Source organism: Aciditerrimonas ferrireducens (assembly GCF_023130475.1).
GTDB lineage: Bacteria > Actinomycetota > Acidimicrobiia > Acidimicrobiales > UBA8190 > Aciditerrimonas > Aciditerrimonas ferrireducens.
Map to the genome: position 1 here is coordinate 1 of NZ_JAKHEX010000008.1, position 18018 is coordinate 18018.

At 72.9% G+C, this 18018-nt stretch carries 12 protein-coding genes and 1 tRNA gene; 3 read left to right on the forward strand and 10 right to left on the reverse strand.

Features of this window, described 5'->3' with window-relative positions; all coding sequences use genetic code 11:
* Positions 1–271: 271 nt before the first annotated feature.
* Positions 272–1582 carry a hypothetical protein gene (locus Acit_RS06330; RefSeq protein ID WP_248107041.1) on the forward strand — a complete coding sequence of 437 codons (1311 nt, stop codon included), beginning with the start codon at positions 272–274 and terminating at the stop codon, positions 1580–1582.
* 16 nt (positions 1583–1598) lie between these two features.
* Here the strand turns inward: Acit_RS06330 and Acit_RS13590 are convergent, their stop codons facing one another.
* The 8 genes from Acit_RS13590 to Acit_RS06370 all read right to left on the reverse strand — a co-directional run bounded on the left by Acit_RS13590 (position 1599) and on the right by Acit_RS06370 (position 13478).
* Positions 1599–3035, reverse strand: coding sequence for a sensor histidine kinase (locus Acit_RS13590; protein ID WP_248107043.1), 1437 nt, complete (start codon positions 3033–3035; stop codon positions 1599–1601).
* Positions 3036–3050: 15 nt separating this feature from the next.
* Complete coding sequence (locus Acit_RS06340; protein WP_248107044.1) at positions 3051–3806, reverse strand: response regulator transcription factor; 756 nt, start codon at positions 3804–3806, stop codon at positions 3051–3053.
* A 148-nt stretch (positions 3807–3954) separates the two neighbouring features.
* Positions 3955–6633, reverse strand: coding sequence for a beta strand repeat-containing protein (locus Acit_RS06345; protein ID WP_248107046.1), 2679 nt, complete (start codon positions 6631–6633; stop codon positions 3955–3957).
* 138 nt (positions 6634–6771) lie between these two features.
* Positions 6772–9852: a beta strand repeat-containing protein gene (locus tag Acit_RS06350; RefSeq protein ID WP_248107048.1), complete on the reverse strand. Its 3081-nt coding sequence runs from the start codon at positions 9850–9852 to the stop codon at positions 6772–6774.
* A 968-nt stretch (positions 9853–10820) separates the two neighbouring features.
* On the reverse strand, positions 10821–11174 hold the full coding sequence (locus Acit_RS06355; RefSeq protein ID WP_248107050.1) for a hypothetical protein: 354 nt from the start codon (positions 11172–11174) through the stop codon (positions 10821–10823).
* 37 nt (positions 11175–11211) lie between these two features.
* Positions 11212–11703: an RloB family protein gene (locus Acit_RS12990; RefSeq protein WP_312709957.1), complete on the reverse strand. Its 492-nt coding sequence runs from the start codon at positions 11701–11703 to the stop codon at positions 11212–11214.
* Positions 11704–11872: 169 nt separating this feature from the next.
* Positions 11873–13183 carry an AAA family ATPase gene (locus tag Acit_RS06365; RefSeq protein ID WP_248107054.1) on the reverse strand — a complete coding sequence of 437 codons (1311 nt, stop codon included), beginning with the start codon at positions 13181–13183 and terminating at the stop codon, positions 11873–11875.
* Between the two features lie 222 nt (positions 13184–13405).
* Positions 13406–13478: transfer RNA gene (locus Acit_RS06370), tRNA-Thr, on the reverse strand.
* A 187-nt stretch (positions 13479–13665) separates the two neighbouring features.
* Here Acit_RS06370 and Acit_RS06375 point away from each other — a divergent pair.
* On the forward strand, positions 13666–14667 hold the full coding sequence (locus tag Acit_RS06375) for a tyrosine-type recombinase/integrase (RefSeq protein WP_248107056.1): 1002 nt from the start codon (positions 13666–13668) through the stop codon (positions 14665–14667).
* 348 nt (positions 14668–15015) lie between these two features.
* Here the strand turns inward: Acit_RS06375 and Acit_RS06380 are convergent, their stop codons facing one another.
* Positions 15016–15330 carry a plasmid mobilization protein gene (locus tag Acit_RS06380; protein ID WP_248107058.1) on the reverse strand — a complete coding sequence of 105 codons (315 nt, stop codon included), beginning with the start codon at positions 15328–15330 and terminating at the stop codon, positions 15016–15018.
* Between the two features lie 414 nt (positions 15331–15744).
* A complete protein-coding gene (locus tag Acit_RS06385; RefSeq protein WP_248107060.1) occupies positions 15745–17352 on the reverse strand; it encodes a flavin-containing monooxygenase in 1608 nt (535 codons plus the stop codon).
* A gap of 188 nt (positions 17353–17540) precedes the next feature.
* Here Acit_RS06385 and Acit_RS06390 point away from each other — a divergent pair, with 188 nt between their 5' ends.
* On the forward strand, positions 17541–18008 hold the full coding sequence (locus Acit_RS06390) for a peroxiredoxin (RefSeq protein WP_248107062.1): 468 nt from the start codon (positions 17541–17543) through the stop codon (positions 18006–18008).
* Positions 18009–18018 lie beyond the last annotated feature (10 nt).

The following is an 18018-nucleotide window of genomic DNA, read 5'->3' on the forward strand; positions in this document are numbered from 1 at the left end:
GCCCGGATCCGCTCCAGGGCCTCGGCCCGCTCGACCCCCAGCACGTCCAGCTCCGGCAGGTCCAGCTCGTCGACCCGCCGCACCGTCCCCGACGTCGTCACGCCTCCCACCCCCTCTCGTTCCCCCCGCTCCCACTTCACCACAGCCCGCCCCCGGGCCGCAGCTCGGGACGGAACCCCCGGGGGGTCGTGCGCTTCGGGCCCGTCCTCTGGCATCCTGGCCTCGTGCTCGTCCTGCTCGTGCCCCGCGGCCCCTCGGAGTCGGACCCGGCGTGAGCCCCGCCGACCCCCCGGCCCCGGCCCCGGCCCTGGCGGTCCTCGCCCCGCCCCCCGACGCGCCGCCGACCGCGGGGATCGAGCCGAGCGAGGACGAGGTCGAGGACGAGGGCCCCGAGCCGGCCGGCCCGCCCCCCGGGGACGGCTGGGCCCGGCGGGCCAGCGCTTGGCCCTGGTTCCCCCCCGCCGTCTACCTCGCCAGCCGGGCCCTGCTCCTCGGCCTGGCCGTCGTGGTCACGGCGCTCCGCCACGAGCAGCTCGCCCAGGCCCTCTCGGCCTTCGACGGCGCCTGGTACCTGCGGACCGTCGCCCACTGGTACCCCCACCGGGTGCTCCGCACCCAGTCCACCCTCGGGTTCATGCCGCTCTACCCGGTGGTCATCTGGCTCGTGGCCAAGCTCCTCCTCGTCTCGGCCCTCGTCGCCGCCCTGCTCGTCTCCTCCATCGGGGGCCTCGTGGCCACCTTCCTCGTCTGGCGCCTGGCCGGGCGCTGGTGGGGGCCCGAGGCGGCCGCGAAGGCGGTCCTCGTCTTCTGCCTCTTCCCCGGCTCCATCGTCTTCTCCATGGTCTACGCCGAAGGGGTCCTCGTCCCCCTGGCGGTCGGCTGCCTCTTGGCCCTCGCCACCCGCCGCTGGGTCCTGGCCGGGCTCCTCGCCAGCCTGGCCGCCACCGTCGAGCCGGTCGGCCTCGTCATGATCCCGGTCTGCCTCTGGGCCGCCTGGCGGGAGCTGCGGGGCCCGGGGACCGAGGAGCCCGCCCCGGCGCGCCGGCCCGCCTCCCGCCGGGTGCTCGTCGCCCCGCTGCTCTCGGTCCTCGGCATCGCCGGCTACGCCAGCTTCCTCTGGGCCTGGACCGGCACCCCCCTCGCCACCTACCTCGCCCAGGCCGACGGCTGGCACCAGCGCGGCACCCCCTTCCAGCTCATCGGCCACGCCCTCGTCGTCTTCGTCCGGGAGCTCGAGCGCATCAGCCGCACCCACCACGTCCCCCACCTGGCCTCGCTCAACCTCAACCTCGTGAACGGCCTGGTCGGGGCGGTCTTCCTGGTCCTCGCCCTCGTGGCCCTCCACCGGCACCGCCGCACCCTCACCCCCGGCACCGGGGTCTGGGCCGGGGGCATCGCCCTGCTCACCTTCTGGTCCATCCGCACCCCCCCGAACGCCCGCATGCTCATCGCCGCCTTCCCGGCCGTGCTCATCTGGGCCCGTCACCTGGCCGGCCGCCGCTTCGGCTGGTTCCTCGCCGGGGAGACCGTCCTCTTCGTCGCCATGTCGGCGGCGACCTTCGCCCTGCTCATGCGTCCCTGAGGGGCGCCGCCCGAGCTCAGGGCGCGCCCGGGAACCGCACCACCATCGCCGTGCCCGGGCCCCCCGGCGCCTCGAGCAGCCGGGCCAGCTCGGGGGGAACGGGCGAGCGGGCCTCGATCCGCCCGCCCATGGCGCCCACCAGCTCGGCGCAGATCGCCAGGCCCAGGCCGGTGCCGACCCGCCGGCCGGGGGCCTGGCCGCGGTAGAGGGGCTCGAAGACCCGGGGCAGCTCCGCGGGGGCGATGCCCGGACCGTCGTCGAGCACCGCCACCGCCACCACCCCCGGCGGGGGGCCCGGTTCCCGCCAGGCGGCGAGGGCCACGCTACGCCGGGCGTAGCTGGCGGCGTTCTCGAGGAGGTTGGCGAGCACCTGGCGGGCCCGGTCGGGGTCGAGGACGCTCGCCAAGGGGTCCTGGTCGGGGAGGGCGAGGCGGAGGGTGAGCCCGAGACCCTCGATCGTGGGCCGCAGGGCCTCGGCCGCCGCGGCGGCGAGGGGCCCGAGGCCGAGGCGCTCGGGCCGCAGCGAGAAGCGCTTGGCCCCGAGCCGGGCCAGGTCCAAGAGGTCCTCGACCAGGCGGGCGAGGCGCCGGGCCTCGGCGTCGATCACCGCGGCGGCCTGGGCCGGGTCGGGGGCAACCCCGTCGGCGATGGCCTCGGCGTAGCCCTCGATGGCGGTGAGCGGGGTCCGCAGGTCGTGGGAGACGGCGAGCAGGAACTGGCGCTCCCGGTCTTGGGACTCGGCGAGGGCCGCGGCCAGGGCGTTGATGGAGGATCCGAGGGAGCCGAGCTCCGGGTAGCGCTGATCGGGGGGCAGGCGCACTGAGAGGTCCCCGGCGGCCAGCCGCTCCGTGGCGGCCACGGCGGCGGCGAGGGGCCGGGTGACCCGGCGGCTCAAGAGGGCGGCCACCCCGGCCGCCACGAGCAGCACGGCGGCCGAGACGAGCAGCAGGTAGCCGCCGCCGAGGCCCGCCCCCCGGATGCGGCGCACCGCGGCGACCACCACCACGGCGTTCGGCCCGGCCCGGGCGAAGCGGGGGGCGCCGCTCGTGGCCAGGGCGCTGGCCGGCACCCCGGGGAGGCTGGTGGCGGCGTAGACGTCGCCCTCCAGGCTGCCCGAGACCACCGCCCCGGCGAGCAGCCGCCTGACCGGGAGGTCCGAGAGCCGGAGGGGGGCGGGGAGGTGCCCGGCGACGAGCGCGTCGGGAGGCTGGATGGCGGCGAACTCGACCCCGGCGGCCACCCGCACCGCGGTGCTCAGACGCCGCCGGAGGGCGGGGCGGCGGACGGCGAGGACCACGGGGGCTTCGGCGGCCACCCGCCGGACCTGCTGGGCGAGGACCCGGGCGTCGTCGGTGGCCGCCCCAGCCGAGGCGAGGAGGAAGGTGCCGACCCCGGCGAGGACGAGGGCCCCGAGGACCGTGCCGAGCAGGGCAGCGAAGAGGGCCCGGCGCACCGCTGGCCGACCGGTTCAGCGCCCCGAGGGGCCGGGGGCGGGGGGCTCGTCGAGGCGGTAGCCGACGCCCCGGACGGTGGCGAGGGGGAGGGCGTCGCCGAGCTTGCGCCGGAGCTGGGCGACGTGGACGTCGACGGTCCGCTCGTCCCCCACCCAGGCCGGGCCCCAGCAGGCGTCGAGGAGCTGGCGTCGGCTGAGCACGAGGCCCCGGTTGGCGAGCAGGTGGGCGAGGAGGGCGAGCTCCCGGGTGGTAAGGGCCACCGGGTCGCCCCGCAGCCGAGCCTCGTGGCGCCTGAGGTCGACGGTCAGCTCCCCGAGGCGGAGGACCGCCGGGGCCGGGGCAGCGACCGGGTCGGGCGGGGCGGCTCTCTGCGGTTCGGTCCGGGCGGCCCGGCGGAGGATCGCCTTGCAGCGGGCGACGAGCTCCCGGGGGGAGAAGGGCTTCGTCACGTAGTCGTCGGCTCCGAGCTCCAGGCCGAGGACCCGGTCGGCCTCCTCGTCCCGGGCCGTCAGCAGCAGGCACGGCACTCCGCGCTCCGCCAGCGCCCGGACCACGGCGAACCCGTCGAGCCCCCCGGGCAGGCCGACGTCCACCACCGCCAGGTCCGCCCCGGTGCTCGTCACCAGCTCCAGGCCGGTCTCCCCATCCGTGGCCCGGTGCAGCGCCCAGCCCTCCCGGGTGAGGTAGAGGGCGACGAGGTCGGCGATCGCCGGGTCGTCCTCCACGAGCACCACGGTGGCCCGGGGACGGGGCTGGGCAGCGGGGTCCATGGACGACAAGCGTGGCACGGACCGTGCCCGTGGGGGCGACCGTCCGAGTCGAGAACATCCTGATCGCGATTCGTGGCACGGCACTCCCCGACGAGTGTGAGGAGCGCCGTGCCACGAACTCGGCTGACTCGAAAGGGAGGTCCGGGCCTCAGGGCTCCTCGCCTGTGAGGGTGCCTCCCACGAACACGGTGCCCGGCCCACCAGGCACCGTGTTCGCCCCACCGTGGTACTCCGCGTCCCCGAAACTGAACACCGCACCATCCGCCCCGACCAACCAATACCCCCCACTGGGAGCCGCGGAGGAGGTCTCGTAGGTGAAGGGCAGGGCGTTCGTGGTGTAGCCGGGACCGTGCACGGTCACCGGGACGCTGGCCCCCGGCGTCCCTGCGGGCGCCACCGCCTCGATGGTTCCCGAGGACAGCACCTGGAAGGACGCCGCCGGGGTGGTCCCGAAGGTCACGGCGCTGGCGCCGTTCAGGTTGACCCCGGTGATGGTGACCGTGGTGCCACCCGTCGCGGGACCCTCGTCGGGGCTGAGCGACACGAGGACCGGTCCGACCGCCCCACCGCCAGCGCCGCTCACGACGGTGAGATCGGTCAGGGTGATGTCGTGACCCGAGTCCCCGCCGTCGTAGCTGACCAAGTACTTCTGCCCGAGGATCGTGACCTGTTCTCCCTGGGTCAGTGGAGCGCCGTCGTAGGAGAGCTGCCCCGCAAACGCCGACGAACTCGTATCGCCGAGAATGGTGTAGACCGTGCCGAACGGGGCGCTGGCAGCCCCGAGCACGTCCAGGCTCAGCCCGCTGATCGAACCGCCGTCCGCCACCAACTCGGTCGAGCTGGCCTGCGACGAGCCGAGGCTGATCGCCAGGGTGGAGCCGCTCGTGAAGGAGACCGTTCCCGTGGCCGTCAGGGCCCCAGGGGCGTCGCCTGGCGAGACCGTGCAGGGGTCGCTCGTCGAGCAGCCGATCGTCGAGATCTGCGACACGGTGCCGTTCCCGGCAAGGGTGGCGCCCCCGTCGATGGTCACCCCGGTGCTGGCGTCGCTCGAACCGTTCACCGTGAGCGTCCCGCTCGCCACCGTGGTCGAGCCGGTGTAGGTGTTCTGCCCGGCCAGAACCACCGGGCCGTTCACCGTGAGCGGCTCGCTCCCGCTGATCGCGCCCGTGATCTCGAGGGGAGCGGTGGCCCCTTGGTAGTTCGCCGCGAAGCTCGTGGCGCCGATCAGGTCGATCGGTCCGGACCAGGTCACGGGTTCCGAGCCGGCACCGAAGGTGCAGAGCACCCCGCCGCAGTAACTCGACCCCTCGATCGTGGCAGCGTTCGGCAGGGTGATCCCCGGGGAGAGGAGCAGCGGTCCTTCGTTGGGGTCGTCGACCGGCCCCGTCCCGAGTCCGTCGCTCGCCTGCACCACGAGCGTGCCGCCGCTGGTCACGATCGTGCCGCCGGTGTAGGTGTTCGGGGCAGCGAGGAAGAGCGTGTAGGGGCCGATGGTCTCCAGGCCACCGCTCCCGCTGATCTGACCGGTCAGGTACAGGTTGTCGTCGGTGCCGACGTCGACGATCACGTTGCCCGGCCCGTTCAGCACGATAGGACCCGAGAAAGTGCCGTCCACGTGGTACTCCAGGGTCGACAACGTCGCACCGGCCAGGGCCGTCACCGGGTTCGGGATGGTGACCGACACCGGGTTTCCGTTGGAGCCGCCGCTCTTGTAGAGCTCGACGGTCCCGAGCCGGTCGACGGTGACCTGCCCGCCGGAACCAGGAGTGCTGGTCCCGCCGAGGGCGTTCGTGCTCGAGAGCTCGAGGGGACCGGCCTCGACCGTTGTCGTACCGGCAAAGTTCGGGCTCGGTGCTTCGAGCACGACCGGCTGGCCGCTCAACGACTCGACCTCCAGCGAGCCTGCACCGTCCAGGGCACCGCTGACGACGAACGCCCCGGACGACGACCCGTTCTCGAGAAGCTCGGTCGATCCGCTCGTCAGGGTGATCGGGCCAGCCCAGGTGTCGCCGCCACCGAGGTCCTCGAGGTTGTCCTGGCCGCCATGGCCCGATCCGAGGGTGAGGGGCACGTCCACCGTGATCGGCGTCCCAGAGTTCTCCAACTGGACCGACCCAGCAGCGGCCACCGTCACGCCACTGGTCTGCCCGAAGGACTGGCTGTTCCACGCCACCACGTCGGCACCGTCGTCGATCAGCGTCGACCCGCTGTAGTTGCTCGATCCGGTCAGGCTCAACCGACCGTTCGCAGTCACGGTGAGACCAAGGTTGCCGGCGAGCGCACCCGCGTAGGTGCCGCTCCCTGCGACGGTCAGCACCGGCGTTCCGCTCGTCGCCTCGATCGTCGCTGACGGTGTCCCTCCGTCCAAACCGGCCACGGTCTGGTCGTCCCCGGCGAGGCCGATGGTCGGCGAGCCGTTGACCACGAGGACGGTTGAGGACGGGAGGGCGTCAGCCACCTCGAGGTTCACGCTGAACGACGTGACCTCAGGAGCGATGGTCGTTGATCCCTGGTAGGTGGAGGCAGCATCAAGGTTGACCGTGCCTCCCGCACTGGTGCTGGTGGTGATGCCGAAGGCGAACGACGACGAGCCTCCGGTCAGGGGCACCTCCAGGTCGAGGGTGCCGCCGCCTCCCATCAGGATGCTTGCAACGGTTCCGGCCAGGTCGATCGTGCTCGTGGAGGACGCTCCGCTGATCGTGACCGTCCCCGCGCCCGCGTCGTCGATGGCAGCGTACGGTGACGAGCCGTTGCCGCTGTCGTAGGGGTCCAGCGTAAGGGTGGCGCCGGCGGCGATCGTCAGGGTGTAGGCAGCGTCGAAGCTCACGCTGACGACGCTCTCATCCTGGTCCACGACCGGCGAGCCACCGCCGCTCGGGACCGTCGCGGGGAACACCACGGCGTCGGCGCTGGTCGGTGGCCCATTGCTGGTGCCGGTCCCGCAGTCCCAGTTCGCCGCGGTGCTCTAGTCCTCGTTCCCGCCCGCTGCGGTCCAGGTGCAGGTGGTGATGGCGGTCTGTGCACCCGCGACGCCGCTCGTGAGGAGGCCGATGAGCCCGGCCCCGAACATGCTCGTCATGCCGAGCAGGAGGCCGGTGAGGAGCCGTAGGGCCTGGCGCCGACCCTCCGGTGCACCGGGTCCCCGACGAGCCCACCGTGAGCGTCCTCGAACCCCCAGCATCCCTCGCCCCTCCCCTTCTGCCTGGGGCCCGAGCACCGCCTGTTCGGACCTGACGCCTTCTCGGCCCGAGCCCGGTGACGCGCCCCCGTCCCTGCGTTGTTCTTCCGTTGGAAGCTCACACCGTATCCGTCTGCATCGGTGGATCACCACCGTACTCGGAGGACGCATCCCTTGTAACGAGGGAAAACGCGACAGTGGGCGGGGCCCCGAAGGGCCCCGCCCACTGCGATCGGCGTCGTGCCGGTCGGTGGACCAGCTCAGCCGTTCAGGTCGTTCTCCATCGCCGAGATGGTCGACGGCTGGACGGCCTCGGGGCCACCGAAGACCCCCGACCGTACCCGCACCGTTCAGGAACGTGGTGAGGTACTGGCCGACCGTCGACGGGTTCTCGGTCAGCAGCTGCGGGATCGGCGTGTCCGTCGTCGGTGCGGCACCGTCCACCACACCACCGGTGATCGGCGAGCCGGCGAGGGCGTCGGTGTAGAAGTCGCCCCGGGCGACCGCCACGGTCGCGATCTTTCCGTAGTCCACCGTTGCACCGCTCGCAGAGTTGCCGAGCCCTTCGGCTTCCCCGGCGCTGTTCAACGAGGCGTTCGCCTCGAAGTCCGCGAGCTCAGTGGCGGTCGCCGTGTAGTCCTGGCCGGCGATCCGCAGCACGGACACGCCCGTCGAGGACTCCAGGTCGCTCACGACCGTGTTGCTCACGGCGTCGGGGCCACCGACCACGATCACCTGCTTGATACCGAGGTCGTTGATGGCAGCCTCGAGGTCGTTCATGCCGGTGGTCTGCAGGCTGGCCGGCATGGTGCTCGTCGGGGCCAGCAGGATCGGCAGGTGCTCGGCGTAGGCCAGGCCGGAGGCCGAAATGGCGTCCTGGAACCCGCCGCCCGTCGCCACGATGGCCGTCGGCAGGGCAGCCGTGGTGTTCGGCGCGCTGGTCTCGTTCCCGGCCGGGGTGGTGTTGTTGTACATGCCGTAGGCGCCATCGATCGACAGGCTGCCCACCGCCCCGCTGCCGAAGTACTCAGCGATGTCCTTCGACGTGCCGAACAGGGTCTGCCCGTAGGTCTGGCCCTCGGTCTGGACGACCTTGAGATCCTGCGTCGCACCTGATGCGAGTGTCCGCTCCGACGTTCCACCGCAGGTGTACGACGGTGTGGACTCGAGCTGGTTCACCACTGCCGAGCTCACCGCGTCCGGACCACCGACCACGTACACCGTCGTGATGCCCTCGAGGCGCAGGGCGGTCAGCGCCGAGCTCGAGAGGGTGTTCGTGTCGGTGAGCAGGATGCCGGTGCCCAGGTTCTCGGCCATGTAGCTCGCCACGAGGGCGTCCGAGTAGAACTGCGAGGTCGCGAGGACGGCAGCGCCGGTGGCCGGGCAGTCACCCTTGCCGTAGGGGAAGGCCGTCTCGAACTCCGCGGCGGCCGTGGCGTTCGCGGTCTGCCCGTAGATCTGGGTCGCCTGCCCGACGGTGAACGCCGTCACCGGACCGATCGGCGACGTCGCGGTCGGGGTCCCGCTGCCGGCCGTGAAGGTGACCTTCACGGTGACGGGGCCGGCGCCGGTGCCCGAGGTGTCGACCGCCAGGTTCGACAGGGTGTAGGTCGCCGGGCCGGTGCTCGAGGGCGCCGTCACGGTGAAGCTCAGGGCGTCAGTCCCCGTGCCGGTCACCGTCGTGCCGACAGTGGCCGCGCCGCCGCTCACACTCACCGTCGGCGAGCCCACGAACGTCGGCGTCGTCCCGCTCGTTGCCGCGAGCGTGGCCGTCACCGTCCCGCTACCCACCTGGTCAGCCGCGGACTCCTTGATCTCGATGTTGCTGATCGAGCCGCTCAGGAGGTTCGACGCCAGCACGACCGGCGGGGTGTTCGCCACGAGCGCCACCGGCGAAACATCCGCGTTCGACGGGCCCGTCGTGGCGGCGACCGCCAGGCTCGTCACTGCCACATCCGCGCCGTCAACGACCGTGGTCCCGGTCGAGGTCGCCGTGATCGGCACCAGGCCACCCGGGGTCGCTGTGGTCACGTCGTACTCCACGCCGCTCAGCGTGATCGTGGCCGAGGGGCTCGAGTACGTGGTCGCCGTCGAGTTGGTGAGCGTCCCCGAGTTCGTGAACTTCACGACCAGCTCGTCGTCGTTGCTGGTCCCCGAACACGCCGAGCTCTGGGCCAGCGAAACCGAGACGGTCGGCGTGGTGCTCACGTCGCCGCTGACCGCCGTCACCGACGCCGTCGGCGTGGTCGCGAACCCGACCTCCTGCGGAGCGGTGAACGTCCCGGTGCAGTTCGTGGTGGTCCCCGGCACCTCGGCGGCGATGGTCACGGTCTCACCGGCCGTCCACGATTCGCCGTCGGCACCGTAGAGGCCGAGGTTGAAGTTGCCCGCGGCCTGGTCGTTGACACCCGACGAGATGGTCGGTGTCGAGCCCGCCGTGAGCACGAAGCCGGTCGGCACACCCGGGAAGGTGGCGTTCGCCACGCCGGTCGACGGGCTGAACGTCCCGACGAGGACGCCACTACTGGTACTGGTGTAGAGCCCCGCCACGACGGTCCACGACCCCTCGGCACCGCTGGTGTCGTACACGACGTTCGACAGGTCGATGGTCGCCGATCCGCCCGAGGGCAGCGCCCCGAGGGTGAGGGCCTCCGTCGACGATCCGGCGCCCGTCTCCGCGGTCACGGTGATGCCGTTGGCCGAGACCACCGGGTTCGACGCCCAGTCCACGGTGCCTGCGGAGGTCGTTCCGGGTGTGAGGGTGAGCTCGATGGTGTCGCCGGAGGAGATCGTCGAACCGCTGGCGATGCTCAGGTCGAGGTTGCCGGCTTGGTTCGTCCCCGTCGAGGGCAGCGACGGGGCGCTCACCGCACTGATCGTCGACCCGACCGCCAAGCTGTCTGCCGCGAACGCCACGCCGCTCGCCAACCCGGCGCCGACGACACCTCCGATGGCGCCGATGCCGAGCAGGAGCGCGGTTGCGCCTCAGCGATATCTGGACAATCTGTCTTTCAAGGCTCTGCCTCCTCGGGGGCTTGCTGTTGTCGTCACGGCACCCGCCGACAGCCGCTGCCCGCGCCACGCGCCGACACCGCCTCGACGAGGCACCCTGACCCTACCCCACTCCAACCCTCGGGAGGCCGCTTTCGTGACGCGCGTTCTTCGATCCCGAGCTTTCAGCACCCTCAGTGAGCGGTGGTGGCACGGCAGAGCTGCTTCAGGTCCTCGTCGCCACTGTCCGTTGCTTCGAGGGGAGGAGCTCGATGCCGGGTGGGATCACGCCTGGCCGGGTCCAGGGTCGGGGGGCGCCCCCACGAGCGAGGGACGGCACATCGGTACCCCCCGTCGAGCCGGCCAGACGTCAGGGAGAAAAAACAAGGTGGGTCTCCCTCTCCTGCACGACCCGGGCCCCTGGGGCCTCGCAAGCCGGACCGGAGCTCGGGGGAGGCGGCGGCGCGAAGTCAGGGCCGGGGCCCTCGGCCAGGTGCCTCCCGGGCCCGCTCCACCCCGACCCCGGCACCAAGGACCGTCCCGGGCTCGTCCCCAGCCAGAGTGCGACGGGTCCGGGCCCGGTCGACCTGAGCCGACGCCCGTCGGCACCCTGGGGTCCCGACCCTCGGCGGCCTGGGCAGCCGGCCGACGCCCTCGCCCACCGAACGTGACCTGCAGGTCGGCACCCATCGGGCCCGGGCGACCAGGTATCAGGTCGCCGTCGGGAACCGGGGGGAGGAGGATCCCGAGGTCCTGGTCCTCGCGGTCAAGGAACCCCAGGTGGGTCTCCTGGGGGATGCCCGCCGGGGTCGGGGAGGTGCTCGAGCACGTCGGCCAGCACCACGTCAGCGATCGGCCGGCCCCAGAGCGCATCCTGCAGGAACCCGAGGCGGGCGGGGGCCTCGCCCAGGCCGGTCCGGAGCCTTTCGTGCCCCCGGCATCGGCTGGGGGAGCTGGGCGGCGGCCAGGGCGCCCTGGGCCACGAGCGAAAGCGGCTCGGGCGAGCAGTCCCCGACGCGCACCACCGCCTCCCGCAGCCGCCCCTCGGCCGTCGCCACCTCCAGGGCCTGGGCGAGGGCTGGGGCCCACCGCTCGGCCAGCCACCGGGGGTCCTGGCCGTAGCGGACGGTCTGCACCGCCACCCCGACCGGCCCCGTCAGCCCCTCGTGCCCGCCCGTGGGCGCCGTGGCCTCGCTCACAAGCCCGGCAGCGTAGGCGGCCCGGGCCGAGGGCGGCTCACGACGGCGGGGAAAGCTGCTGGGGGTCGAGCCCGCAGGAGGCGAGAAGCTCGGACATCCCTGAGGACGGGTTGTCCTCCGGGAAGGTCGTCCCGTTGTCCCGGTGCGTCGCCGCTAGGTCGCGGGCTCGCTGCAGCGCCGCCGCGAGCCGCTCGGGCATGGCGTAGCAAGCGGCATCGACCTTCTTCCCGGTCGAGCGGTCCAGCTCGGCCCGAAGGGCAGTCGCCTGCGCGCTCGTGAGGTAGCTGTTGTGGGTCTTGTGGTGAAGGATCAGCCACAGCTCGAAGCACGGGTTCGACACGGCCAGGCAGATCTTCTCTTGGCGCGCACGCTGCACCGCTTCGCGCAGGGTCGGGTGTGGCTCGGGGCACTCGACGTCGAAGACGCACCAGATCTCGTCGTCCTGCCCGTCACCGTCCCGAAGGTTCTCACGGGCGCGTTGGACCATCTCCAGCGGCCCACCGGCCCCGGAATGGCCAGGGGGCACCACCTGAGTGCCACGGCCTGTCGTACCTCGGGCAGGCGTCGGAGCATCGCAAGGTACTGCGGCTCCGTCACGGCTCCCTCGCAGTACACGGTGACGGTCCGACGAGGCTGCCGTCGACCGACGGCGGACCGGCGCAGTTCCGACCGCCCGGGCCCTCGCCTCTGCCGACCGGTCACCGCGGCCCGACGAGGGCTGGCGACTCTCGGAGCTGGGCGAGGACCTCCTCAAACCGGGGGTCGTCGAGGAGGGGCTGGGCCCCGAACCGACCGCGGAGGTAGGCCCGCTCGAGGTCGGTGGAGCGGCGGACCTGGTCGCCGCCGAAGTCGCTCAAGGCCACGAGGCTGGTCGTCCCCTGCGGGGTTCGCTCGGTGAACCAGACCTCGTCCCGATTGAGGCTCCGAAGCAGGCTCGGGTCGTGCGCCGTGCAAAGGAGCTGGGCACCAGCGGGGTTCGTCCTCCGGTCCTGGAAGAGCTGGACGAGCCGCGCCGAGAGGTCCGGGTGCAAGCTGGCGTCCAGCTCGTCGAGGAGAACCACGGCTCCGGACCGGAGCGCTTGGAGGACTGGACCGACGAGGCTGAACCACGTCTGAGTGCCACTCGACTCCTCGAGGAGGTCCAGCTCGACCGTTCGACCCTCGACCTGGTGCACGAGCACCGGGTGCCGGGTCTGCCACCACCGCAAGCCGTCCCGTGGCGGGGCGTGCTCGACGACCGTGGCGTCAGCCACGCCGAGGTCCGCCGCCGTGAGGAACCCGACCACCGCCTGCCGAAATTGCGGTTTCTCCTCGGTCTCAAGGCCGAGGAGCTGGGCCGTGGGGACCCAGGGGGGGTCGAGGACGACGATTCCTTCTGGCGGGAACCCTGCAGGCACCGGTAGCCGTCTCGGCACCCGGTAGGTGAAGCCCTGGAGGGCGCGAGCGACGCCCACCACCGCCGCAGCCTCGGTCCCTGCCGCAGGTTCGGGGAGCTGCAGGACGGCTGAGAGGACCAGGCTCGTCCGCCTGAGCAGGGGTCGAATCCCCGCTGCCAGCTCGCCCAGCCCGCGCCGGAACCGCACCTCGTCCCGGGTCCGCTCGAAGAGGACCCGTCGACGGCGAAGCGGGTAGACAGCAAGGGCTTCTTCCAAGACGCGCTGGTCGTCGACGACGAGCCGGTACGCGCTGTGGACCCCGTCGACCAACAGCTCCACCTCGAAGGTCGACGGCCTCGTCGGCCCATCCCCGAAGCGGCACGGCTCCCGGGGCACGCTCTGCTCCCAGAACCGCAGCGACTCCCCGACCGCCGCCGCAAGCCACACCAGGCCCCGGAGGACGTTGGTCTTCCCCGAGGCGTTCGGCCCGAAGAGCACGGCTGTGGTGAGCACCCGCTCCGACCGGCCGGGCAGCGGCCGGGCAGCGGGTCGGTGCCGGTCGACGGCCACCATGCTGAGCTCCACGCGCTCGAGGACGGAGCGATGGTTCTCCAGCCCGAAGCGGAGTAGCACGGTGTCATCGTAGGCGAAGCGCGTGTTCATGGCCAGATCCGTTGCCTTCTTCCGCAATCTGGGATGAACGTGCGTTTTCGCGACCAGTGGGGCGGCCCCCGAGCACCCCGGGACACTGAAGAAACCCGGCCCTGTGGTCGCGGACGGCTCGCTCGAGGGCCTCGGCAGCGGACGATGGGCGGATCCGAGGCGGGCGCAGAGCGCCGCGCGCCCCCTGGCCCGAGCCTGGGAGGGGACTCGAACCCCTGACCTGCGCATTACGAGTGCGCTGCTCTACCGGCTGAGCTACCCAGGCCTGTCCCGGCCACGCGGCGAAGAGCCCCTTGTCGGGCCGGGCAGCACAACCTAGGGTGCCAGCGGCGGGCATGCAAGAGGCGGCGGGACGAAGCGGCGGGGGCTCCAGGGCCGAGGCGCCTGGGGCGGCGGACCCCGGGGCTGGACCGGGGCACCGGGCGGGAGCCGGGGCCCTGGGTGAGCCGACCATGACCGTCGCCGACCTGCTCTGGGCGTGGCTGGCGTCCCTGGAGGGCCGACGGCGTCCGAGCACCCTGGCGACGCACCGGGGCTACGTGACCAACCGCCTCGTGCCCCGCCTCGGCGCCCTGCGGCTCGGGGAGCTGCGGGCCTTCCACCTCGACGCCGCCTACGGGGCCTGGCTCGCCGAGGGCCTCGCTCCGGGCACGGTGCGGCGGCTCCACGCCATGATCCGGGCGGCCCTGGCCCAGGCGGTCCGCTGGGACCTGCTGGCGACCAACCCGGCGACCCGGGCCTCGCCGCCCTCGGGCCGCCCCCTCCAGACGCCAGGGGTGCCGGACCCGGCCGAGGTGCGGGGCTGGCTGGCAGCCGCTCGGGCCGAGGACCCGGTGCTCGCCTTGGCGGCGTCCCTGGCCGCGCTGAGCGGCGCCCGGCGGGGAGAGCTCTGCGCCCTGCGCTGGTCGGCGGTCGACCGGTCCGGGGGGACGCTGCTGCTCGGCGCCAGCCTCGGCCGGCACGAGGGGCGGCTCGTGGTCGGGCCGACGAAGACCGGCCGGGTCCGCCGGATCGCCCTCGGCCCAGCGGCCCTGCGCCTGGTGGAGGAGCACCAGGCCTGGCAGCGGCGCCGTGCCGCGGCCGCTGGCCTGGCCCTTCCGCCTGACCCCTACCTCCTCAGCTACGCCCCCGACGCCAGCCGGCCGGTGAGCCCCGACACCCTGACGCATCGCTGGCGGACCCTCTGCGGCGGCCGGGCCCGCTTCCACGACCTGCGCCACTTCGCCGCCACCGTCGCCCTCGGGGCCGGGGTCCCGGTCCGGGACGTGGCCGCCCGGCTCGGGCACGCCAGCGCCAGCACCACCCTGGACCGCTACGCCCACGCCCTGCCCGCCGGCGACCAGCGAGCGGCCGCCGCCCTCGAGGCCGCCCTCGAGCCCGACCCGGGCGGGAACGACCAGTCGGCACGACACCGCCGCTCACAAGCCTGGACCCGAAACGGAGGAGCACCGTGATGACAGAGGGCACTGACGAGCGGCCTTGGCGGGCCGGTGCGTCGGCGGAGGTCACGGCGTGGGCGAACCGGGAAGACAACACGGCGGCAGCGCTGCAGGCTCGCCAGGCCAAGCTGCGCTGGCTGCGGGACCATCCATGTCGGCTCCCGGATCCGACCTTGATGCGACGGCGCTCCGCCCCGACCCTCGACCTGATCAATCAGGACAAAGCAGGCCCCGCCGACACTGCCTCGCTTGCGCGCCTTCCTTGCTGCCCGTGCTTCTCCCCGTGCTCCACGGTCCGGTACAGCCGGTGACTGTTCGGAGGGCACGGTCGGGGTGGGCGGCACGCCCTGTCCCCACCCCGCCTCACGCAGGACGCGAGAACACCGCCTGCTCGAGCCGGGCGAGACGCTCCGCCACCGTCCCGGAGCTTCCTTCTTCTTCGGCACGCAGTCGGTCGAGCGCCCAGAGACGGAGAAGGGTCGAAACCGGGAGGTTCGCCCGCGCCGCAGCCGCCTGCAAGGACGCGTGCTCGGCGGCCGACAATCGGACCGAGACCACCGTCGATCGACCCAGGTTGGGCCGACTGACCTTGACGTGTGCCGGCAGCGCATCCGGGACCTCACTGTTCTCGGACGCTGCCCCCTCCTCGGCCAAGATCTCGTCGACGGTCCTGCTCATCGCTCACTCCTCTCTGCCATACAGGCGTCGGTCTCGGGGGCTCGCTACCCAAGCGTTGCTCCCCCACCACTCACCGTCGGGCCGCTCCTCTCCGTCTACCTCAGCGTCGACCAAGATGACGGTGAGCACCTCCCGTGCCGACGACGAGTACCCGATCACCCTCGCCGCGTGTCCACTACGGCTCGCTGGGTCGGGAACGAGCCACACAGCATGAGCATCGTCGACCGCCTCATCTGCCCAGGTCGGTTCCACGCCGTGACGCAAACGCACGTACTCCGCACGCTTGCTCCAGTCCACCCGCACGGGTGGCTACGATATTAGCCTACAAAGCACTACAAGCGCAGGCTCGCCGCGGCACCCCGGCCCTGCATACGGCAGGAGCCACAGCCGCCTCGTCCGCCGGCTCCGGCCTGCTCACGAGCAGCGGAACCCCGGGTACCCGGCATCCGCCTCGGCCCGGCAGGCCGCCAGGTAGCCCGGCAGGCCCCCCGGCCAGTTCAGCATCTCCCGGGGCTTGCCCGGCACGTTCGCCCCCATGTACCACGACTCGGCCCGGGGGAACAGGGTCAGCGCGGCGATGGCCTGCACCTGGGCCCGCCAGGCCTCCTCGGCCGCCTCGGTGGCCTCGATGCGGCCCACCCCCCGTTCGAGGAGGTGGGCGAGCAGCTCGACCACCCAGTCGCCTTGCGCCTCGGCGCAGGTCGGCCCGTTGCAGAACCCCGAGGGGCTCTGGGGACCGTAGAGGAAGAACAGGTTCGGGAAGCCCGAGCAGGCCAGGCCCAGATGCGCCCGCACCCCCCTCGCCCAGTGCTCGGCCAGGGTCCGCCCGTCCCGGCCGACCAGGTCGATGGCGGTCAGGCTGCCGGTCACCGCGTCGAACCCGGTGGCCAGCACCACCAGGTCGAGCTCGACCTCCCTCGCCCGGGTGCGGATCCCCCTTGGGGTGAAGGCCTCGATCGGCTCGGTCCGCAGGTCGACGAGCTCCACGTTCTCCTGGGCGAAGGCCTCGTAGTAGCGCTGCTCGAGGGAGCAGCGCTTCACCCCGAAGGGGTGGGGCGGCTCCGCCGGGGCGAGCAGTTCGGCGAGGCGCGGGTCCGGGATCCGGGGCAGGGTCTTCGACCGCCAGAACTCGTAGGCGAGCCGGTTCGCCCGCTCGTCGACCAGGACATCGGAGAAGTTGCCGGCCCAGAACGCCAGGCCGCCGTGCTCCCAGAGCTCCTCGAAGACCGCCTCGCGCTCGGCGGCCGGCACGGCAAGGGCCGAGTCGCCCCGGTGGGGGAAGTCGAACCCGGCGGCGGTCTGGGTCCGCCGCTCGAAGATCGCCGGGTAGTGGGCCTTGGCCGCTGCCTGCTCCTCCTGGCTGAGGCGGCGCTGGCGCATCGGCAGCGCCAGGTTCGGGGTCCGCTGGAACACCACGAGGCGCTCGGCCAGCGCCGCGGCCTCCTGGATCACCTGGACCCCGCTCGCCCCGGTGCCGATCACCCCGACCTGGCGGCCCGAGAGGTCGACCCCCTCCTGGGGCCACCAGGCGGTGTGGTGCCACGCCCCGCCGAAGCACGCCAGCCCGGGCAGGGCCGGCAGGTAGGGCCGGGCGGCAAAACCCGGGCACAGGACGAGGAAGCGGCAGGTCAGGGGCTGGCCGCCGGCCACGAGCTCCCACCGGCCCCGTCGTTCGTCGAACCGTCCCCCCTCCAGGCGGGTGTCGAACCTGATGGCCGGCCTGAGGCCCCACACCCGGTCCACGTGCTCGAAGTAGGCCCGCATGGCCCGCCAGTCGGGGAACCGCTCCTCCCACCACCAGTCCCGCCAGATCGCCTCGTCGGAGAACTCGTACACCGGGACGTGCGAGTCGACCCGCGCCCCGGGGTAGCAGTTCCACCACCAGATCCCCCCGAGGCCCGAGCCGGCCTCGAGGAGGGTCACCGGCACCCCGAGGGACCGGAGCCGGTGCAGCTGGTAGAGCCCGGCGAAGCCGGCCCCCACCACCACGACCTCGACGTCCACCTCGGTCGATCCGCTCATGCCCCTCCCTCCCCCGGCCCCCGGGGACCGGCTGGTCGGACCGGATCCGGGACGACCCCTGCCCGGCCGCCCCGCTGGCCACACCTGACCGACTGATGCATCAGTCTAGAACGATGAGCCCGAGGGGTCGGTGCGGCCGGTCCTCGCCAGCTCGAGCCCGGTCCCGGTTTCCTCGGTAGGCTCCCGGTGTGCTCGGCCCCGGCGACCTGGTGGAGGACTTCGAGCTGCCCGACCAGCAGGGCCGGCCCTGGCGGCTCAGCCAGGCCCTGGCGAGCGGCCCGGTCGTGGTGTTCTTCTACCCGGCGGCCATGACCTTCGGGTGCACCCGGGAGGCCTGCGCGTTCCGGGACCTGGGCGCCGAGTTCGCTGCCCTCGGGGCCACTCGGGTGGGCATCTCGGCCGACCCGGTCGACAAGCAGCGCCAGTTCACCGAGCGCCACGGCTTCGACTACCCCCTGCTCGCCGACCCCGAGCGCCGTGTGGCCAGGGCGTTCGGGGTGGTGAGCGGCTTCAAGCTCGGGCCGGTGAAGCGGGCCAGCTTCGTGATCGGCCCCGACCGCCGGGTGCTCGCGGCCTTCAGCGCCGAGCTGCGCTTCAGCTCGCATCCCGAGCGGGCCCTCGAGGTCCTGCGCCGGGCCCAGGCCGCCGCCCCCTGAGCCCCCGGGC

Bases quoted from the DNA above. Each gene is read 5' to 3' on its own strand.
- Acit_RS06385 (WP_248107060.1), bottom strand. From the start codon at position 17,352: ATGAGCGGATCGACCGAGGTGGACGTCGAGGTCGTGGTGGTGGGGGCC.
- Acit_RS06340 (WP_248107044.1), bottom strand. From the start codon at position 3,806: ATGGACCCCGCTGCCCAGCCCCGTCCCCGGGCCACCGTGGTGCTCGTG.
- Acit_RS06380 (WP_248107058.1), bottom strand. From the start codon at position 15,330: ATGAGCAGGACCGTCGACGAGATCTTGGCCGAGGAGGGGGCAGCGTCC.
- Acit_RS06375 (WP_248107056.1), top strand. From the start codon at position 13,666: ATGACCGTCGCCGACCTGCTCTGGGCGTGGCTGGCGTCCCTGGAGGGC.